Genomic DNA, 17,405 nt, shown 5'->3' on the forward strand with positions numbered 1-17,405 from the left:
TGCCCTCCCTGGCTCAGGCGAACTGCCGCAGGAAGCGGCTGTCGTTTTCGAAGAAGCTGCGCAGGTCGTCGACGCCGTAACGCAACATGGCCAGGCGCTCCACGCCCAGGCCGAAGGCGAAGCCGGTGTAGCGCTCCGGGTCTATGCCGACGTTGCGCAGCACGTTCGGATGCACCATGCCGCAGCCCAGCACCTCCAGCCAACGGGTGCTGCCGTCGGCTTGCTGCCAGGCGATGTCCACTTCGGCCGAGGGCTCGGTGAAGGGGAAGTAGCTGGGGCGGAAACGCATCTCGAAGTCGCGCTCGAAGAAGGCGCGGATGAACTCCGTCAGCGTGCCCTTGAGGTCGGCGAAGCTGGAACTCTCGTCAACCAGCAGGCCCTCGACCTGATGGAACATCGGGGTATGGGTCTGGTCGCTGTCGCTGCGGTAGACCTTGCCGGCGGCGATCATGCGCAGCGGCGGCGCGTGCTCCTTCATGAAGCGCACCTGCACGCCCGAGGTGTGGGTGCGCAGCAGCCGGCCCTCGCCGCACTGGTCGGCACGCAGGTAGAAGGTGTCGTGCATGGCCCGCGCCGGATGGTGCGGCGGGAAGTTCAGGGCCTCGAAGTTGTGCCAGTCGTCCTCGATCTCCGGCCCCTCGGCCAACTGGTAGCCCATGCGGGCGAAGATGTCGGTGATGCGTTCCAGCGCGCGGCTGACCGGGTGCAGGTTGCCCAGGCCGGGGCCCCGGCCAGGCAAGGTGACGTCCACCCGCTCGCTGGCCAAACGGGCGGCCAGCGCCGCCTGTTCCAGCGCCGAGCGGCGCGCGGCGATGGCCTCGCTGAGCGCGTCGCGGGCGCGGTTGACCGCCTCGCCGGCGGCCTTGCGCTGCTCCGGCGGCAGCTGGCCCAGCTGCTTGAGCTGGCCGGTGACCCGGCCGTGTTTGCCCAGCAGCGACACGCGCAGGCTTTCCAACGCCTCCAGGCTGGCGGCGGCTTCGACCTCGGCCAGGGCCGAGCGGGTCAGGGCTTCGATCTCGGACATGCTCGCCTCGTGGGGGGTGCTGCGAAAACGAAACGGGGAAGGACTCGCGCCCTTCCCCGTTCCGGCATTGCCTTGCCGCGGCGATCGCCGCGGGCTGTCGGCCTCAGGCCGCGAGGGCGCGCTTGGCCTGCTCGGCGACCTGGCCGAAGGCGGCGATGTCGTGCACCGCGAGGTCGGCCAGGGCCTTGCGGTCGAGCTCGATGTTGGCCTTCTTCAGGCCATTCATCAGCCGGCTGTAGCTCAGGCCGTACTGACGGGCCGCGGCGTTGATGCGCACGATCCACAGGCTGCGGAACTGGCGCTTCTTCTGCTTGCGGCCGATGTAGGCGTACTGCTGCGCCTTGGTGACCGCCTGCTTGGCGACGCGGAAAACCTTGCGACGGGCGTTGTAGTAACCCTTCGCCAGCTTGATGATCTTCTTGTGGCGGCGACGCGCCGTGACGCCACGCTTGACTCGTGCCATGACTTATCTCCTCAGAGGTACGGCAGCATGCGGTCCAGACGGCCGGCATCCTCGGCGCGGACGTGGTTCGTCTGCCGCAGGTTGCGCTTCCGCTTGGTCGCCTTCTTGGTGAGGATGTGGCTACGGTTGGCGTGGCCGGCCTTGTACTTGCCGGAAGCGGTCTTCCGGAAGCGCTTGGCGGCCGCCCGATTGGTCTTGATCTTGATCTTGGCCATGGTCGTCCCTTGAGGGTCTGTTCGTTACTGGCCCGGGCGGTGGCCGACGCCACGCTTTCCATCCTGCCCTGACCGGCTTGTAAGCCGCTGTATCCGAAGGGATTTGCGGCTGGTCCATAGCGGTTTTCGCCCGGATGACCGGGCCCGGGAACCGTACCGGGAGCCCGCCGGAAGGCCGGCGGGCCGCGGATTATGCAACAGAATCCGCCACTTGGGTAGCCACGACGGTACCGGGCGGTGCTCGCCGGCCCGGCCGCGGCTCAGCCCGGACAGGGGCATGGGCCCGGCCGCGGCTCACTTCTTCTTCGGGGCGATCATCATGATCATCTGCCGGCCCTCCAGGCGGGGGCGTTGCTCGATGATCACCTCGTCGCCCAGGTCGGCCTCGATGCGCCGGGCCATCTCCAGGCCGAGCTCCTGATGGGCCATCTCGCGACCGCGGAAGCGGATATTGACCTTGACCTTGTCGCCCTCCTCGAGGAAGCGGCGGAGGTTGCGCATCTTGATGTTGTAGTCGCCGTCGTCGGTGGTCGGGCGGAACTTCAGTTCCTTGATCTCGACCACCTTCTGCTTCTTCCTGGCCGCGCTGGCCTTCTTCTGCTGCTCGAACATGAACTTGCCGAAGTCCATGATGCGGCAGACCGGCGGGTCGGCGTTCGGCTGTATCTCGACCAGGTCCAGCCCGGCGTCCTCGGCCAGGGCCAGGGCCTCGTCGCGCGACAGGATGCCGACCATCTCGCCGTCGGAACCGATCACCCGCACGCGGGGGACGCGGATTTCCTGGTTCCTGCGGTTACGCTTTTCAGTGGCTGTGGTGTTGATTCGCGTGATTCCTGGTGGTTGCCTTGTTCCGGCCGCGCTCAGGCGGCCGGGCCGTTCTCCGCCTGCAGGCGGTCGATGAAGTCCTGTACCGGCATGGAACCCAGGTCCTCGCCCGACCGGGTGCGCACCGAGATGTGGCCGTTGTCCCGTTCGCGGTCGCCGGCCACGAGCAGGTACGGCACCTTCTGCAGCGTGTGCTCGCGGATTTTATAGCCGATCTTCTCGTTCCGCAAATCTGCTGCAACCCGGAAGCCTTGATTCGCAAGGGTTTTCCGTACCGACTCGACGTACTCGGCCTGGGCGTCGGTGATGTTCAGCACCACCGCCTGCACCGGTGCCAGCCAGACCGGGAAGGCGCCGGCGTAGTTCTCGATCAGGATGCCGATGAAGCGCTCCAGCGAGCCTACGATGGCGCGGTGCAGCATCACCGGATGCCGGCGCTGGCTGTGCTCGTCCACGTACTCGGCGCCCAGCCGGGCCGGCATCATGAAGTCCACCTGCATGGTGCCCAGCTGCCAGGTGCGGCCGATGGCGTCCTTGAGGTGGTACTCGATCTTGGGGCCGTAGAAGGCACCCTCGCCGGGCAGTTCCTCCCACTGTACGCCGGCGGCCCGCAGGGCCGAGCGCAGGGCTTCCTCGGCCCGGTCCCAGGTCGCATCGTCGCCCAGACGCGAGTCCGGGCGCAGGGCGATCTTGATCATCGGCTCGCCGAAGCCGAAGTCCCGGTAGACCTGCAGGGCCTGGCGGTGGAAGGCCGTGACTTCGGCCTCGACCTGGTCGGGAGTACAGAAGATGTGGCCGTCATCCTGGGTGAAGCCGCGCACCCGCAGAATGCCGTGCAGGGCGCCGGAAGGCTCGTTGCGGTGGCAGGCGCCGAACTCGCCGTAGCGGATCGGCAGGTCGCGGTAGCTGTGCAGGCCGGCGTTGTAGACCTGGACGTGGCCCGGGCAGTTCATCGGCTTCACCGCATAGGTCCGCTTCTCGGACTCGGTGAAGAACATGTTGTCCTTGTAGTTGTCCCAGTGGCCCGAGGCCTTCCACAACGAGACGTCGAGGATCTGCGGGCAGCGCACTTCCTGGTAGCCGCTGTCGCGGTAGACCTTGCGCATGTACTGCTCGACCACCTGCCAGACCGCCCAGCCCTTCGGGTGCCAGAACACCAGGCCCGGGCCCTCCTCCTGCAGGTGGAACAGGTCCAGCTGCCTGGCGATGCGCCGATGGTCGCGCTTTTCGGCTTCCTCGATGCGGGTCAGGTAGGCCTTGAGGTCCTTGTCGTTGGCCCAGGCGGTGCCGTAGATGCGGCTGAGCATCCGGTTGTTGTGGTCGCCGCGCCAATAGGCGCCGGCCACCTTCGTCAGCTTGAAAGCGCGCAGCCTGTCGGTGGAGGGCACGTGCGGGCCGCGGCACAGGTCGGTGAACTCGCCCTGGCTGTACAGCGACAGCTCCTCGTCGGCCGGGATGGCCTGGATGATCTCGGCCTTGTAGTGCTCGCCCAGGCCCTTGAAGAAAGCCACGGCCTCGTCGCGCGACTTGACGCTGCGGCTGACCGGCAGGGCTTCCTTGACGATCTTGTGCATCTCGGCCTCGATGGCCGGCAGGTCCTCGGGCGTGAACGGCCGCTCGTAGGCGAAGTCGTAGTAGAACCCGTCCTCGATCACCGGGCCGATGGTCACCTGCGTGCCCGGGTACAGCCGCTGCACGGCCTGGGCCAGCAGGTGGGCGGTGGAATGGCGCAGCAGGTCCAGGGCCTCGGGGCTCTTGTCGGTGACGATCTCCAGGCGGGCGTCGCGCTCGATGCGGTGGCTGGCATCCACCAGCTTGCCGTCCACCTTGCCGGCGAGGGCGGCCTTGGCCAGGCCGGGGCCGATCGAGGCGGCGACCTCGGCGACGGAGACGGGATGTTCGAAGGAGCGTTGGCTGCCGTCGGGAAGGGTGATGTTGATCATGGGTTTGCTGGGGTGGCGATGGGTGCGGGCTGGCCGCAGGCAACAAAAAAGGGCGCCAGGCGCCCTCGCGGATGCGAAGCCTGGCCGTGTCCTAGCTGGGCGTGGTAGTGCTCATGTCGCACGCTCGACGCCGGTTTCCCGGGGCCACCTCGTTCAAGCGGTTTCGCGACCAAACTTAGGGCCGGGGCCGCCGGAAGTCAATCGCGCCGGGCGGCGCGGCCCGGAAACGCGGAAGCCGCCCGGAGGCGGCTTCGGAATCCGGTCTTCGGCCCATCCCGCGGATGCCGGGATGGTGGGCGGTACAGGGTTCGAACCTGTGACCCCTACCATGTCAAGGTAGTGCTCTACCGCTGAGCTAACCGCCCGAAGGGGCGCGAAGTATAGCAATGGGTCCGAAGCCGGGACAACGGCGGGCTGCCAGCCGGCCCGGCCGGCTTCAGGCCATCAGGCCCTGGGAGCGCAGCCGGTGGATCTCGTCCCGGCACCTGGCCGCCTCCTCGAACTCCAGGTCGCGGGCGTGCCGGTGCATGCGTTCCTCCAGCTCGCGCAGGCGGGCAGCCAGCGCGGCCGGGTCCAGGGTGGCGTAGTCGAGGGCCGGCTCGGCCACCTTGCGCCCCCTGCCCCGTCCGCGGGCCTGGTCCGGCTCGGCCCGGGCGCCTTCCATCACGTCCATCACCGCCCGCCGGATCGAGGTGGGGGTGATGCCGAGGGCCTGGTTGTACTCCGCCTGCTTCTGCCGGCGCCGGGCGGTCTCCTCCATGGCCGCCTTCATCGAGTCGGTGATGCGGTCGGCATACAGGATGGCCTTGCCACGGACGTTGCGGGCGGCGCGGCCGATGGTCTGGATCAGCGAGGTGGTGGAACGCAGGAAGCCTTCCTTGTCGGCGTCCAGCACCGCCACCAGCGAGACCTCCGGCATGTCCAGGCCTTCGCGCAACAGGTTGATGCCGACCAGCACGTCGAACTTGCCCAGGCGCAGGTCGCGGATGATCTCGACCCGCTCGACCGTGTCCACATCCGAGTGCAGGTAGCGCACCCGCACGTCGTGCTCGGCCAGGTAGTCGGTCAGGTTTTCGGCCATGCGCTTGGTCAGGGTGGTCACCAGAACGCGGTCGCCCATGGCAACGCGGGCATTGATCTCCGAGAGCAGATCGTCCACCTGGGTGGCGACCGGGCGCACCTCGACCTCGGGATCCACCAGACCGGTCGGGCGAACCACCAGCTCGACCACCTGGCCGCCGGCCTTGTCCAGCTCGTAGGGACCGGGCGTGGCCGAGACGAAGATGGTGCGCGGCGATCGCCGCTCCCATTCCTCGAACTTGAGCGGCCGGTTGTCGAGGGCCGAGGGCAGGCGAAAACCGAACTCGACCAGGGTCTCCTTACGGGATCGGTCGCCCTTGAACATGGCGCCGATCTGCGGAACGGTCACATGCGACTCGTCCACCACCAGCAGCGCGTCCGGCGGCAGGTAGTCGAACAGGCAGGGCGGCGGCTCGCCGGGCATCTGCCCGGTCAGGTGCCGGCTGTAGTTCTCGATGCCCGAGCAGAAGCCAACCTCGGCCATCATCTCCAGGTCGTACATGGTGCGCTGCTGCAAGCGCTGTGCCTCGACCAGGCGGTTCTCCCGGTGCAGCACCTCCAGGCGCTCGCGCAGCTCGGCCTTGATGGTCTCGATGGCGTCCAGGACGGTGCGCCGGGTAGTGACGTAGTGCGACTTCGGGTACAGGGTGAAGCGCTGCAGCTTGCGGCTGACATGGCCGGTCAGCGGGTCGAACAGGGACAGCGCCTCGATCTCGCCGTCGAACAGCTCGATGCGCAGGGCTTCGATCTCCGACTCGGCCGGATGCACGTCCACCACCTCGCCACGCACACGGAAGGCACCGCGCACCAGCTCGGTCTCGTTGCGGCTGTACTGCATTTCGGTGAGGCGGCGGATCAGTTCGCGCTGATCGATGCGGTCGCCCTTGACCAGGTGCAGCACCATCCGGAAGTACTCGTTCGGATCGCCCAGGCCGTAGATGGCCGAGACGCTGGCCACGACGATGGAGTCGCGGCGCTCGAGCAGGGCCTTGGTGGCGGACAGGCGCATCTGCTCGATGTGCTCGTTGATGTTGCTGTCCTTCTCGATGAAGGTGTCGGTGGCGGGAATGTAGGCCTCGGGCTGGTAGTAGTCGTAGTAGCTGACGAAGTACTCGACGGCATTGTTCGGGAAGAAGGACTTGAACTCGCCGTACAATTGCGCCGCCAGGGTCTTGTTGTGGGCCAGTACCAGGGTCGGCTTCTGCACCTGCTGGATGACGTTGGCGATGGTGAAGGTCTTGCCCGAGCCGGTGACGCCCAGCAGCACCTGGTGGGCCAGGCCGGCCTGGAAACCCTGCACAAGGCGCTCGATGGCCTGCGGCTGGTCGCCGGCCGGCTGGTAAGGGGCGCTGAGCTGGAAGCGGTCGTCGGACACGGCGTCTCGCGAATTCCGGGCAAGCAGGCAGTATAGCCACGCACGGAGGACAGGTTCGGTCCCCTACCCGGGCATGCAGCACCGGCCGACGGCGGCGGTGGGGCGCCACGCGCCAGCCTGTGGCCATGCAGGTCACGGAGCCATGCCGATGCGATGCCACCACCACGGTTTCACCCTGGCCGAGCTGGTCGTCACCGTGGCCGTGCTCGGCATCACCCTCGGTCTGGCCCTGCCCTCGCTGGCCCTGTTGCGGGAACGCGCCCAGGCACTGGATGCCCTGCATGGCCTGACTGCGTCCCTGGTCATGGCACGGATGGCGGCGGTGACCCGCGGCCGACCCGTGAGTGTCTGCCCAAGTGCCGAGGGCCTGCGCTGCCGCACCGACCTGGTCTGGGACGAGGGTTGGCTGGTGTTCGTTGATGCGAACCGCAGCGGACAACCGGCGGGGCCCGAGGCCGTGCTCCGGCACGTCCAGCGCCGGCCCGGGGAGCCGCCGATACGGGCAACACCCGGGCGGCACCGGGTTCGTTACCAGCCGAGCGGCATGGCCGGGGGCAACAACATCAGCCTCAGCGTGTGCCGACGCGGCGATACCCGCCTGATCGGACGGGTGGTGGTCAACCTGGCAGGCCGCGTCCGCAGCGAAAGCGGCCTGGGCCGGGATCTGCCCTGCCCCTTCCAGCCCTGAAACACCGACGAAACCCCGCCTGATCAGGACTTGACCCCGGGGGGTGGTGGTTTAAAATGCGCGTCCCCGCCCGAATAGCTCAGCCGGTTAGAGCACTTGACTGTTAATCAGGGGGTCGTTGGTTCGAGTCCAACTTCGGGCGCCAGATGTCTGAGATGAAAAGGGCCCGCAGCGATGCGGGCCCTTTTCCTTGCCTCGGTGAACCTTGCCTCGGTGAACCGATCGCCTACCAGCACTCGCTGGCATCGGCGGCGGTACCCGATTCGGTCCGAGCTCCCCTCTGGTCCAGGCCGATCGTGCCGCACTTGGTGTCGCGCAGCTGCGCGCCCTGCGGGGTTGCCTGGATCGTGTAGGTGCTGGCCGTGACGCCCGAAAGGGCAAAGGTGTAGAAGGGCGCGAGATCCGCCTGACAGGCGGTACCGGCCGGCAAGGCGGCGCCCGTGTAGGTCAACTCTGTCGTGTAGTAGCGCTCCATGAACTGGCTGAGCTCGATCAGGCACCCCGCCGCGGCAGCCCTGCGCGAATTGGTGGTGTGGTTGATGTAGGCCGGGTAGGCGATCGCGGCCAGTATGGCCAGGATCGCCACCACGATCATCAACTCGATCAGGGTGAAACCGCGGCTCTGCTTGCTGCTGCTCATCGCTCAGTCTCCGAAGATCTCTCGCCAGGACGTGCGGCGCGGTTGCCCCACCCCGGTCGCGCCCGGCGCGGCCGGCACTTCTTCGCAGGTACCGTCGGAACCGCAGACCAGCACCAGATCCTCGATCTGGCTCGATTCGGTCGGCATGCCGATACCCAGGTCGATGGAACCGATCGGCAGGGTATTGCCGTCGCCATCGGTAATGGTGTCGTCCGCGCCGGTGCCGGAACCGTCCACGTCGAAGAAGGAAGCGGAGCCACCACCCTCCGAACCCTCTGCGCTGGTGCCGGTGAACATGTCTATGGCATTCAGGTAGCCGCCGCCGCCGGCTTCGCAGCCGTCGCCGGCCGAGGGTATGACGCTGGACACGAAGGCTGCCCGGCCGCTGACCCGGGCGCCGCTGACCACGCGCTCGCCCGGTGTCGGTTCGTCCAGATCCACGTACCAGCCCATCGAGCCATCCGGCAACTCGGAGAACTCCTCGAAGGCCCGCACAGGACGGCCGTCGGCATTCGTGCCGACGATGGCGATCTCGCGGGCGGTCAGGTCGTCACGGCCAATGGCCGCGTCATCGTCAATGATGCCGTACCAGGTCTGGATGTCGGTCGAAGAAAGGTCGCTGATGGTGATCAGCTTGCCGGTACCGAAGGTGAGCCAGATCTTGTTCGTCCCCGGTTCCCGCGCCAGGGCGATACCGCCGGTGATCGGCTGCCGGTCGCCGTTGGCGTCGGTTGCGACGAACAGGGGGCCGCCGACGTCGGCATCCACACCCCAACTGTTGGGATTGTTGGAGGTGAAGTCGAACTTCCAGACATTGCCCCTCAGGTCGCCGGCGTAGATGTAATCCGCCTTGCCGTCGCCATCGAGGTCGGCCGCGCGCGGCGAAGCCAACCCGTTGCCGCCCGAGCTGTCGGCGACGATCTTCGCCAGCTGGTTGCCGTTGGTGACGTTGTAGACGTACAACGTGGCGCTGCCGTTGGCGCTGTCTATGCCGTTGGGGACGATGGCCAGGACGACGTCGTTGTTGCCGCGCACGATCAGCGGCAAGCCCGTGACGTAACCCATGTCGGCGTCGGTCGTGGCCGTGTGATCCCAAAGCACGTGGCTGTTGGTGAACCGGCTGTTGGCGTTGTTGTGCCTGACGTCGCTTACGTCGAGCGCGAAGGCGCCCTTGCCGCCACGCCCCAGGGTGCCGACCAGATAGTTCTTGCCGGACTGCACCCGGTAGCTGGACACCGTCACCGGACCGTCCACGAAGAAGCCGTGGGTGTAGGCCGGATCGCTGAGCGTGGCAAGCTTGGCGAAGTTCACGCCCGCCGGCACGTACGAGAACAGGACGTTGCCGTTGAGCGCATCTATGCCGTGCAGCATGCCGTCGTTGGCGCCGACGTAGATGGTTTCGGTATCGCGGATGTAGAAGGGCGAGGAGTTGATGATGTCGCCCAGGACCGTGGTGCGGTTGCGCAGCACTCCGCCGCGGGCCAGTTCCAGGGACTGGTCGCCCTTGATGTAGGCGGCGTTGTTCGCGCCGGTGACGGGCGCCGGCCCGGTCGAACGGGTCAGCAGGGTGCTCTGGGCGGCGGTCGGGAAGGCCGCGCCGCCGCCCGCCCCGGAGGTATCCCAGGTGCGCACGACCCGGTTGTGGAAGTCGTTGCCGGACTGGTTGTCGGCATAGGTGGCGGCGATGCGGTCGGTCACGCGCCAATCGGGCGTGCTGGCGATGCCGCCCGAGCGGGTCACGCTGTAGGCCGACAACTCGCCGGTCCAGGACCCGGTCCGGTAGGTGGCCTGGAAGGCCCGGGTGTCGGACTGGAAGGTGGTGCTGTTGGTGGCGACGTTGGAGCCGGAGGCCAGGCGCGACTGGATCTGGCCCAGGACGGCGGTCAGGGAGTCGCGGAACTGCTCCGCGCTGGTGGCGGCGATGAACTCGCCATGGCCGTTGACCGCGGCATGCAGCAGATCGTCGATGCGCTCGGCGTTCTCGGCATCGGTCGGATCGGGCCAGTCAACATCGTTACCGTTACGGCGCGGACGGCCGTCCTGCAGCACCTGGGCCACCGAGCCCTGGTCGAGGGTGCCCTTCAGGCCGATCGAGATGCCGAAGGTGACCATGTGCTGCCAGAACGCCGGGTTCTGCGCGCCGGGCGGGACGATGTTGTCCAGGTCCGGCCGCAGGTCGGTCTTCCAGTACTTCATCGCCACGTCTGCCAGGGTATTGCTGTAGTTGGTGCTGCTGCCGGTGTCCTGGTAGGGGTGGGACCGGCTGTACCTGACCGCCGTGGTATCGTCTTCGGGGTTGTAGATCGCCGAGCCGCTCGTGCCGTCCTGGTCACCGATGGAACGCGAGCCGATGCTGCCGTTCCAGAAGCCGTCGGTGGTCAGGATGGCGAAGTTCTGCCTGCACGCCAACTGGTCGCCGGCGCTGGCCGGGCCGTATGGCCCGGTGGCGGAAGAGTCGCTGAAATACTCGCCGACATCGTAAAGCGAGGCCCGCAACGGCGTGTTGCTTCTTCCGAGAGCGCCGAAAAGACGTCCGAACCAGGTGCCGCGTGAGCTCCCCTCGAAGATGCCGTCATTGCCGTCATCGACGGGGATGTTGAAGGTGTTCCGGTTGTGGATTGTGCGGAAACCGACCCGGACGTTGTTGCCCAGCTGCGCGAAGGCGGCGCTGGCGCCCGACTTGGCCACCTTCATGCGGGTACGGTGGTAGGAGAACCAGGTGGCGTAGTTGGTGAATTCGTCGGCCTCGCTGCGGCCACTCGGCGTGGCATAGGTGCAGCCACCCCAGCCGTAACTGCTGCTCGACACCGGCGCGCAACCGAAATCGCCCTGGGAAACCATCGCCGTGACGGTCAGCGACACGTTGTTGAAGGTGGAATCTGCGAAGACCCGAACACGGTACGACCCGGGCTGGGGGTTGGACACATCGCAGGTTTCGTTGCTGCTGTTACCGGTCGCGCTGCAAACGGTATCCCAGCTGTTCCAGCCGGTCTGACGCTGGATGTAGATGTCCGCATCGGGATCATTGCCGACCGTCTGCGCCCTCAGCAGAACCGTGTCCGCAGGAACGGTGAACGTGTAATAGAGGTTGTTGTTGTTGTTCAGGTCGATATCGTTGTCGCTGACCAGCACGTTGGCGACCGGCGGGAAATCGCCGTAGCCGCCGCCAAGCACCAGCTCGCTGCGGACCATCCTGGGCACCCCACCGATCATGCGGATCTGGTAGCGGTAGTAATTGCGGGTCTCGCGCAGATAGGTGCTGCCGGTCTGGCTCGTATCCTTGGGCACGTAGAAGGTCTGAACCCCGCCGCACACCGTGGTGTTGGAGCCGTTGCGGTCATAGGTCTCGCAGCTTCCCGTGTCGGTCAGGTCGATGGTGTCGCTTTCGCCGCCATGACCGCTTCCGGCATGGTTGAAGGAGCCGTACACGGCCTGCAGCGTAGTGCCGCCCGTCATCTGGCTGCCGTCAGTGGTAACCCAGGGGTCGTAATCCGCTGCCGGATCGTAGTAGATGGTGTTGCTCGTATAGGTGAAGTCTGTGATGGTGTTGCCGGCGCAGCCGCCGCTGTTGTTGCGCCGGCACACGGACGACAGGTCCGGATTGGGCATGTCCTCGAAGGACATCGAGCCGGAATCGTCGAGGATGAACATGATGTTCGGTTCGATGTTCCCGGCGCCCGTCTGCAAGGGAAAATCCGGGAAGCTCTGCGCCAGGGCCGAACTGACCGGCAGCGCCAGCAGGGTGGCGCCGAAGGCGAGGGCGGCTGCCAAGGCCTGCTTGCGGACGGAGCGGTTACGCTTGCTGTTCATGGAAGTACCCACCTGCCTTACGGCACCTGGTAGCCGGATTGGAGCACCACCTCGGCGCCATCTCCCAGGCGCGCGTAGGCGGTGATGCGGTAGTTCTGGGCATTGGAGCTGCCGCCGCCGCAGCCGGGGGCGGACATGTCGATGTCGCTGGTGCACCCCGCCGAGGGCGCATTGCCCTCGCCCATGTCCTCGATCACGTAGCGGGCGACGAGGTTGAATTCGGTGTCCTGGAGCTCCTGGCCGGAAACGCGGTAGCCGGCGCCGGCGGTCGTCCAGAAGGTCGGCGACTCCCAGGGCGGCGTAGCGGTGGGCGCCACCATCGCGCAAACACCGTCCACGCAACCGGAAGCCGGGATGGGCGGCCTGGATGCCGCCACCACCTCCGCCTCCCGGAGCACCGCCTCCGCGAACTGGAAGGCCTTGGCGCGGGCGTTGGCATTGCCGCTCATGCGCTCCTGCATCACCGTGCCCCTCATGGCCGCCAGTCCGAGCACGGTGACGACGAGCAACAGAAGCAAGACCACGATCAGGGCGACGCCGGACTGCCGGCCAGCCGCGGCATGGTTCATTCGGCTCACAGTACCGCCTCCCGGTTGCGCAGCTGCACCACGTGGGTCAGGGTCCTGCCCAGGACCTGGCCGTCGGTGCCCTGGATCTCGCTTGCGGTAAGCGCGCCTTCGGTGCCCACCATGTCCAGTCGAATGCGGACGGCCACCACCTGTCCCCAGTCGGCGACCCCGGCCGGAGCGGTGTAGGTGTTCTCGCCGGCTTCCAGGTAGGTCACCGTCAGGTCCTCGATCCCTTCGACGACTTCATAGACCTCGTGCAGGGTATCCGGCGTGTTGGTATTCGAGCGGTTGGAGATGGTTGCCCGGTAGAGGGACCGGCCGCCACGGGCATTGTTGCCGACGTACCAGCGCACCGAACCCACCCTGGCCACGTAGGCAGGCCCGCGCCCGAAGCCGTCGCACTGGGCGCTGGGCGTGGCACCGGGGACGAAGCAGTAGCCGAAGGCGCCGCTGGCACCGGTCCCGGTGCAGGGATTTTCGTACTGGAACTCCTGGGCACAGTTGAGGCTGGTGCCGCTGTTGTGCTGGATCTGGTTGGAGCTCGGCAACGCGGTGACCTGAAAGATGAACGAATAGTCCATGTTGCAGATCACCAGAATGTCGTCCTCCTGTATGTCGCCCTGGTTGGTCACCTGGACCACCGCGCTGGGCTGGGCGTGGTCCACGACCCGGATCCCGCCGCCCAGGGCGGAATTGATCTCGACGGCATCGGTACCGGCGACGCGCTGGCCGACGCCGGTGCCGAACACGCCCATGCCCGCCACCGTTCCCGGCATGGCGTCGGCTCCGGAATAACCGCGGATCCCGTCGCCCCAGTTGGCCCACCAGTCATTGCCGCCGGAAGTCATCTGGTTGATCACGGGCGCCGACGCCGAACAGGGGTTGCCGCCCGCCTCACGGATATCGCGCGACATGAGCTCGAAACCGACCCTGATGCCTTCCTGGATACGGTTGACCGTCTCGGAGGCGTTGTAGACGCGCTTGTTGGAGATGAACACGCCACCCGCGGCCGCCACCACCAGCAGGCCGATCAGCAGTGCGATCATCAGCTCGATCAGGGAGAAGCCGGCCTGGACGGCCCGCGTGATCGTCGGTTGCTTGCGATGGATGCGCATGGTCAGAGCCTGGTCCTGGTACTGATTTCCTGTTCGGCGCTGCCGCCGGTGGCGCGCTCGTCATTCCAACGGATATCCACGGCGCAATCGTTGGCGTTGCAGGCGATGCGGGCACAGGCGGTCGGGCCCACGCTCTGCTGCAGCTGGGCGATCCAGAGCGCCCGGTCGGCGTTGACCCGGGTACTAGTGTCGGCCGGCGGCGAGCACCGATAGCCCTCGTTGTAGCGGCCGGCGAGCGCGTCATCCCGGTTGGCCCGCATCATGTCCAGGATGGCGTAGCTCTGGATGATGGCGGCCGTCCGTTCGGAGGCGCTCTGGGTGTTCTTCAGGGTGAGCGATTGCAGGGCGGCAATGCCGAGCAGGCCGATGGCCAGCACCAGCACCGCCACCAGCACCTCGATCAGGCTGGTGCCGCGCTGGCGGCCGACTCCGGGGGTGTGGTCGAGACGGTTCATCGGCTACCTCAGTCCTGGACCTGTGCGGACGCGCAGCCGGCACCGCCGTCGCGCACTTCGACGCTGACCCGGCTGACGGCGATCTGCACGTCGCGGGTGTTCTCCGCCTGGGTGACCCGGCTGGAGCAGACCGACAGCACGCCGCTGGTATCGTTGCCGCCGCCGACCCGTACCAGGCCGTTCGGGTTGAAGGCGATCTGGCTATTGGCGGCGACGTTGGCGCTGCCGGTGATCGAGATGCCGCTGCCGGTGACCAGGAACTCGCGCACCACCTCGTTGCTCGAGGGCACCCTGACGATGGTGCGCATCCAGTTGCTGCCGCTGCAGGCGGCCCCGTCCAGCGTCGGACAGAGCACGACCTGGCGGTTGCGGCGGATGGCCTCGGCGCGGGCCAGCTGCACGGCCGCGACCAGCTCGTTGGCCGCGGCGGTCAGGCGGTTGCGCTGGATGATGCCCTGGAAGCTGGGCACGGCCAGCCCCAGCACCACCGCCAGCACGGCCACCGTGACCAGCAATTCGATCAGGGTGAAGCCCCCGGAGCGGGAAGCACCCGAGCAACCGGGTTCGACGACGGACGACATGGTCCCCTCCCATCAGGCCATTGCCGGCAACTTAGGCCGGTCCGACCGGGGAATGCCACGGCAGGCCGACGAGCGGCCGGGACGCCGGGCCAGGCGGTAGGCACCGGCGTCCGATACCGGCATTTGCGGGCATCATGTCGGCGCCGTCCGACACCAGGGACCTTGCATGCCGCCCTCCCCCCTCCATGCTGCCGCCCGCCCGCTGGACGTGCTCTGGCAGGCCCGGGCCCTGCTCTGGATCATGCTCGGCGGGGAGGGCCTGGCGGCCGTGCTGGCCCTGGCCCCCGGCCTTCCGGAAGATCGCTGGGTGTATTTCGGCCTCGCCTCGCTGTGGATCCAGTGGACCAGCCTGCTCACTCTCGGCGTGCTGTATCTGGCCCGGCGGCGATTGAATCGCCTGCCACCGCAGAGGGTCGCCGCCGTCGCCCTGGCGGTCGGCCTGGCCGTGTGCTGGCTGCTGACCCTGCTGATCAGCCTGATGCTGGGCCCCGGAGACCCGGCCCGGCCGGTTGACTGGGTAGACCTGGGCCTGCAGGTGTCGGGCATCACCCTGACCGTGGGCCTGCTGGGGCTGGCCGCCTTCGACAACCATTGGCGTGGCCGCCTGGCCGCGGTCCGGGCCAAGCAGGCCGAACTGGAGGCCTTGCAGGCCCGCATCCGGCCGCATTTCCTGTTCAACACGCTCAACACGGGAGCGGCGCTGGTTCATGCCAGACCGGGCGAGGCGGAACGCCTGCTGCTGGATCTGTCGGACCTGTTCCGCGCGGCCCTGGCCGGGCCCGGCGAGTTGCCGCTGGAAGACGAGCTGGGGCTGGCCCGGCGTTATCTGGAAATCGAAGCCCTGCGATTCGGGCCGCGCCTGCAGGTGGCCTGGCAGCTGCCCGAGCCGCTGCCACCGGTGCGGGTGCCGACGCTGTCCATCCAGCCGCTGGTCGAGAACGCCATCCGCCACGGCATCGAGCCCTCGCCGCAGGGCGGGCGCCTGGACATCGAGGTCGAGCAGGACGCGGCCGAGGTCCGGATCATGGTGCGCAACGACCTGCCCGCCCCCGGCACGCGGCCGGCGCCCGGCCACCAGGTCGGCCTGGCCTCGGCGCGCGAGCGCGTCGAGGCCCTGAGCGGCGGCCAGGGCCGGCTGGAGACGCGGGTGGAGGACGGGCGCTACGTCGCCGTCATCCGCCTGCCGCGGACGGCCGCCTAGCCGACCACCCGGTAGCAGGGTTCGTAGCGGCCGGAGATCTTCATGCGCCGCTGCTCCACGAAGGCGGCCAGCAGCTGGTCGAGGGCGCGCATGATGTCCTTGTCGCCATCGATCTGGAACGGCCCGTGCTTCTCGATCTGCCGCATGCCGATTTCCTTGACGTTGCCGGCGACTATGCCGGAGAAGGCCCGGCGCAGGTCGGCCGCCAGCAGGTGCAGCGGCTGGTCGCGGTGCAGGTTCAGCGCGCCCATGGCGGCATGGGTCGGCTCGAACGGCTGCTGGAACTCGAAGGGCACGTGCAGCGACCAGTTGAAGAAGAAGGCGTCCTTGCCGTCCAGCCGGTGCTCGCGCACCTTGCGCAGGCCTTCCTTCATCAGCCGGGCCACCCTGGCAGGGTCGTCCACGACGATCTGGTAGCGGCTGGTCGCCGCCTCGCCCAGGCTGAGGCGCAGGAACTGGTCTATCTGCTCGAAGTAGGCCGCCGATTCGGCCGGGCCGGTCAGGATCAGCGGGAAAGGCAGAGTCTCGTTCTCGGGGTGCAGCAGCAGGCCGAGCAGGTAGAGGATCTCTTCGGCCGTGCCGACGCCGCCCGGGAACACGATGATGCCATGACCGAGCCGGACGAAGGCCTCCAGGCGCTTCTCGATGTCCGGCATGATCACCAGGTGGTTGACTATCGGGTTGGGCGACTCGGCGGCAATGATGCCTGGCTCGGTGATGCCGATGTAGCGTGGCTTCCAGTGCCGCTGCTTGGCATGGGCGATGGTGGCGCCCTTCATCGGCCCCTTCATGGCGCCCGGGCCGCAGCCGGTGCAGATGTCCAGGCCGCGCAGGCCCAGCTCGTAGCCCACCTTCTTGGTGTACAGGTACTCGGCGCGGTTGATCGAATGGCCGCCCCAGCAAACCACCAGGTTCGGATCCTGGAAGGACTTCATTACCCTGGCGTTGCGCAGGATTTCGAACACGGCTTCGGTGATGCCAACGCCGGTGCCCAGGTCGAAACGCGGACTGGCGGCGATCTCGTTGGCGTTGTAGACGATGTCGCGGACCACCGCGAACAGGTTCTCGGCGATGCCGCGGATGATCTCACCGTCCACGAAGGCGGTGGCCGGGGCGTTGCGCAGCTCGATCTTGATGCCGCGGTCCTGCTGCTGCACCTCGATGGCGAAATCCGGGTACCGCTGCGAAGCCTCGCGCGGGTCGTCGGAATCACTGCCGGTGGTCAGCACCGCCAGGGCGCAGCGGCGCAACAGTTCGCCCAGGCCGCCCTGACTGGCATCGCGCAGGCGGGCCACTTCGACCCGCGACAGGATGTCCAGGCCGCCGCGGGGGGAGATGCGTGCATTGACCGTGGCATCGGTGGAGGGATGGTCCATCTTCGGGTTTCCGTGCTTGCTCTCAATGTGTCTCGGCCGCCCACT

General features: G+C 67.5%; 15 protein-coding genes and 2 tRNA genes. 3 read left to right on the top strand and 14 right to left on the bottom strand.

Going from position 1 to position 17,405, the window contains the following annotated elements:
• Positions 1–13: 13 nt before the first annotated feature.
• The 7 genes from pheS to uvrB form a co-directional block, all read right to left on the bottom strand.
• Positions 14–1,024 (bottom strand): phenylalanine--tRNA ligase subunit alpha, encoded by a 1,011-nt coding sequence (pheS, locus tag F0415_RS11835; RefSeq protein ID WP_149861432.1) that lies wholly within the window; start codon positions 1,022–1,024, stop codon positions 14–16.
• 103 nt (positions 1,025–1,127) lie between these two features.
• On the bottom strand, positions 1,128–1,487 hold the full coding sequence (rplT, locus tag F0415_RS11840; RefSeq protein WP_149861433.1) for a 50S ribosomal protein L20: 360 nt from the start codon (positions 1,485–1,487) through the stop codon (positions 1,128–1,130).
• Between the two features lie 11 nt (positions 1,488–1,498).
• Complete coding sequence (gene rpmI, locus F0415_RS11845) at positions 1,499–1,702, bottom strand: 50S ribosomal protein L35 (protein ID WP_026816738.1); 204 nt, start codon at positions 1,700–1,702, stop codon at positions 1,499–1,501.
• A gap of 294 nt (positions 1,703–1,996) precedes the next feature.
• The gene (gene infC / locus F0415_RS11850; RefSeq protein WP_210244190.1) at positions 1,997–2,524 is read right to left on the bottom strand and encodes a translation initiation factor IF-3; all 528 of its coding nucleotides are present in this window, start codon (positions 2,522–2,524) and stop codon (positions 1,997–1,999) included.
• Between the two features lie 38 nt (positions 2,525–2,562).
• On the bottom strand, positions 2,563–4,470 hold the full coding sequence (gene thrS, locus F0415_RS11855; RefSeq protein ID WP_149861435.1) for a threonine--tRNA ligase: 1,908 nt from the start codon (positions 4,468–4,470) through the stop codon (positions 2,563–2,565).
• A gap of 290 nt (positions 4,471–4,760) precedes the next feature.
• Positions 4,761–4,835: transfer RNA gene (locus F0415_RS11860), tRNA-Val, on the bottom strand.
• 71 nt (positions 4,836–4,906) lie between these two features.
• On the bottom strand, positions 4,907–6,925 hold the full coding sequence (gene uvrB, locus F0415_RS11865; RefSeq protein WP_149861436.1) for an excinuclease ABC subunit UvrB: 2,019 nt from the start codon (positions 6,923–6,925) through the stop codon (positions 4,907–4,909).
• Between the two features lie 148 nt (positions 6,926–7,073).
• On the opposite strand from uvrB, the gene F0415_RS11870 reads away from it, so the two are divergent.
• Together F0415_RS11870 and F0415_RS11875 are read left to right on the top strand one after the other, a co-directional pair.
• Positions 7,074–7,613: a GspH/FimT family pseudopilin gene (locus tag F0415_RS11870; RefSeq protein WP_188310382.1), complete on the top strand. Its 540-nt coding sequence runs from the start codon at positions 7,074–7,076 to the stop codon at positions 7,611–7,613.
• 68 nt (positions 7,614–7,681) lie between these two features.
• Positions 7,682–7,758, top strand: a tRNA-Asn gene (locus tag F0415_RS11875).
• Between the two features lie 81 nt (positions 7,759–7,839).
• Here F0415_RS11875 and F0415_RS11880 read toward each other — a convergent pair.
• From F0415_RS11880 to F0415_RS11905, 6 genes are read right to left on the bottom strand one after another with little or no spacing between them, the layout of a single operon-like run.
• On the bottom strand, positions 7,840–8,253 hold the full coding sequence (locus F0415_RS11880) for a type IV pilin protein (RefSeq protein ID WP_149861438.1): 414 nt from the start codon (positions 8,251–8,253) through the stop codon (positions 7,840–7,842).
• 3 nt (positions 8,254–8,256) lie between these two features.
• Positions 8,257–12,063 carry a PilC/PilY family type IV pilus protein gene (locus tag F0415_RS11885; protein WP_149861439.1) on the bottom strand — a complete coding sequence of 1,269 codons (3,807 nt, stop codon included), beginning with the start codon at positions 12,061–12,063 and terminating at the stop codon, positions 8,257–8,259.
• Between the two features lie 17 nt (positions 12,064–12,080).
• Positions 12,081–12,632 (bottom strand): pilus assembly PilX family protein, encoded by a 552-nt coding sequence (locus F0415_RS11890; RefSeq protein WP_188310383.1) that lies wholly within the window; start codon positions 12,630–12,632, stop codon positions 12,081–12,083.
• A 5-nt stretch (positions 12,633–12,637) separates the two neighbouring features.
• Complete coding sequence (locus F0415_RS11895) at positions 12,638–13,747, bottom strand: PilW family protein (protein ID WP_149861441.1); 1,110 nt, start codon at positions 13,745–13,747, stop codon at positions 12,638–12,640.
• A gap of 2 nt (positions 13,748–13,749) precedes the next feature.
• A complete protein-coding gene (gene pilV, locus F0415_RS11900; RefSeq protein WP_149861442.1) occupies positions 13,750–14,202 on the bottom strand; it encodes a type IV pilus modification protein PilV in 453 nt (150 codons plus the stop codon).
• An 8-nt stretch (positions 14,203–14,210) separates the two neighbouring features.
• Entirely contained in the window at positions 14,211–14,783 is a 573-nt protein-coding gene (locus tag F0415_RS11905; protein ID WP_149861443.1) for a GspH/FimT family pseudopilin, read from the bottom strand.
• 166 nt (positions 14,784–14,949) lie between these two features.
• Here F0415_RS11905 and F0415_RS11910 point away from each other — a divergent pair, with 166 nt between their 5' ends.
• On the top strand, positions 14,950–15,984 hold the full coding sequence (locus F0415_RS11910) for a sensor histidine kinase (RefSeq protein WP_149861444.1): 1,035 nt from the start codon (positions 14,950–14,952) through the stop codon (positions 15,982–15,984).
• Here the strand turns inward: F0415_RS11910 and ppnN are convergent.
• Entirely contained in the window at positions 15,981–17,360 is a 1,380-nt protein-coding gene (ppnN, locus tag F0415_RS11915; RefSeq protein ID WP_149861445.1) for a nucleotide 5'-monophosphate nucleosidase PpnN, read from the bottom strand. The two genes, F0415_RS11910 and ppnN, sit on opposite strands and share 4 nt — an antisense overlap.
• Positions 17,361–17,405 lie beyond the last annotated feature (45 nt).

This window comes from Arenimonas fontis, from assembly GCF_008386465.1.
Taxonomy (GTDB): Bacteria; Pseudomonadota; Gammaproteobacteria; order Xanthomonadales; family Xanthomonadaceae; genus Arenimonas; species Arenimonas fontis.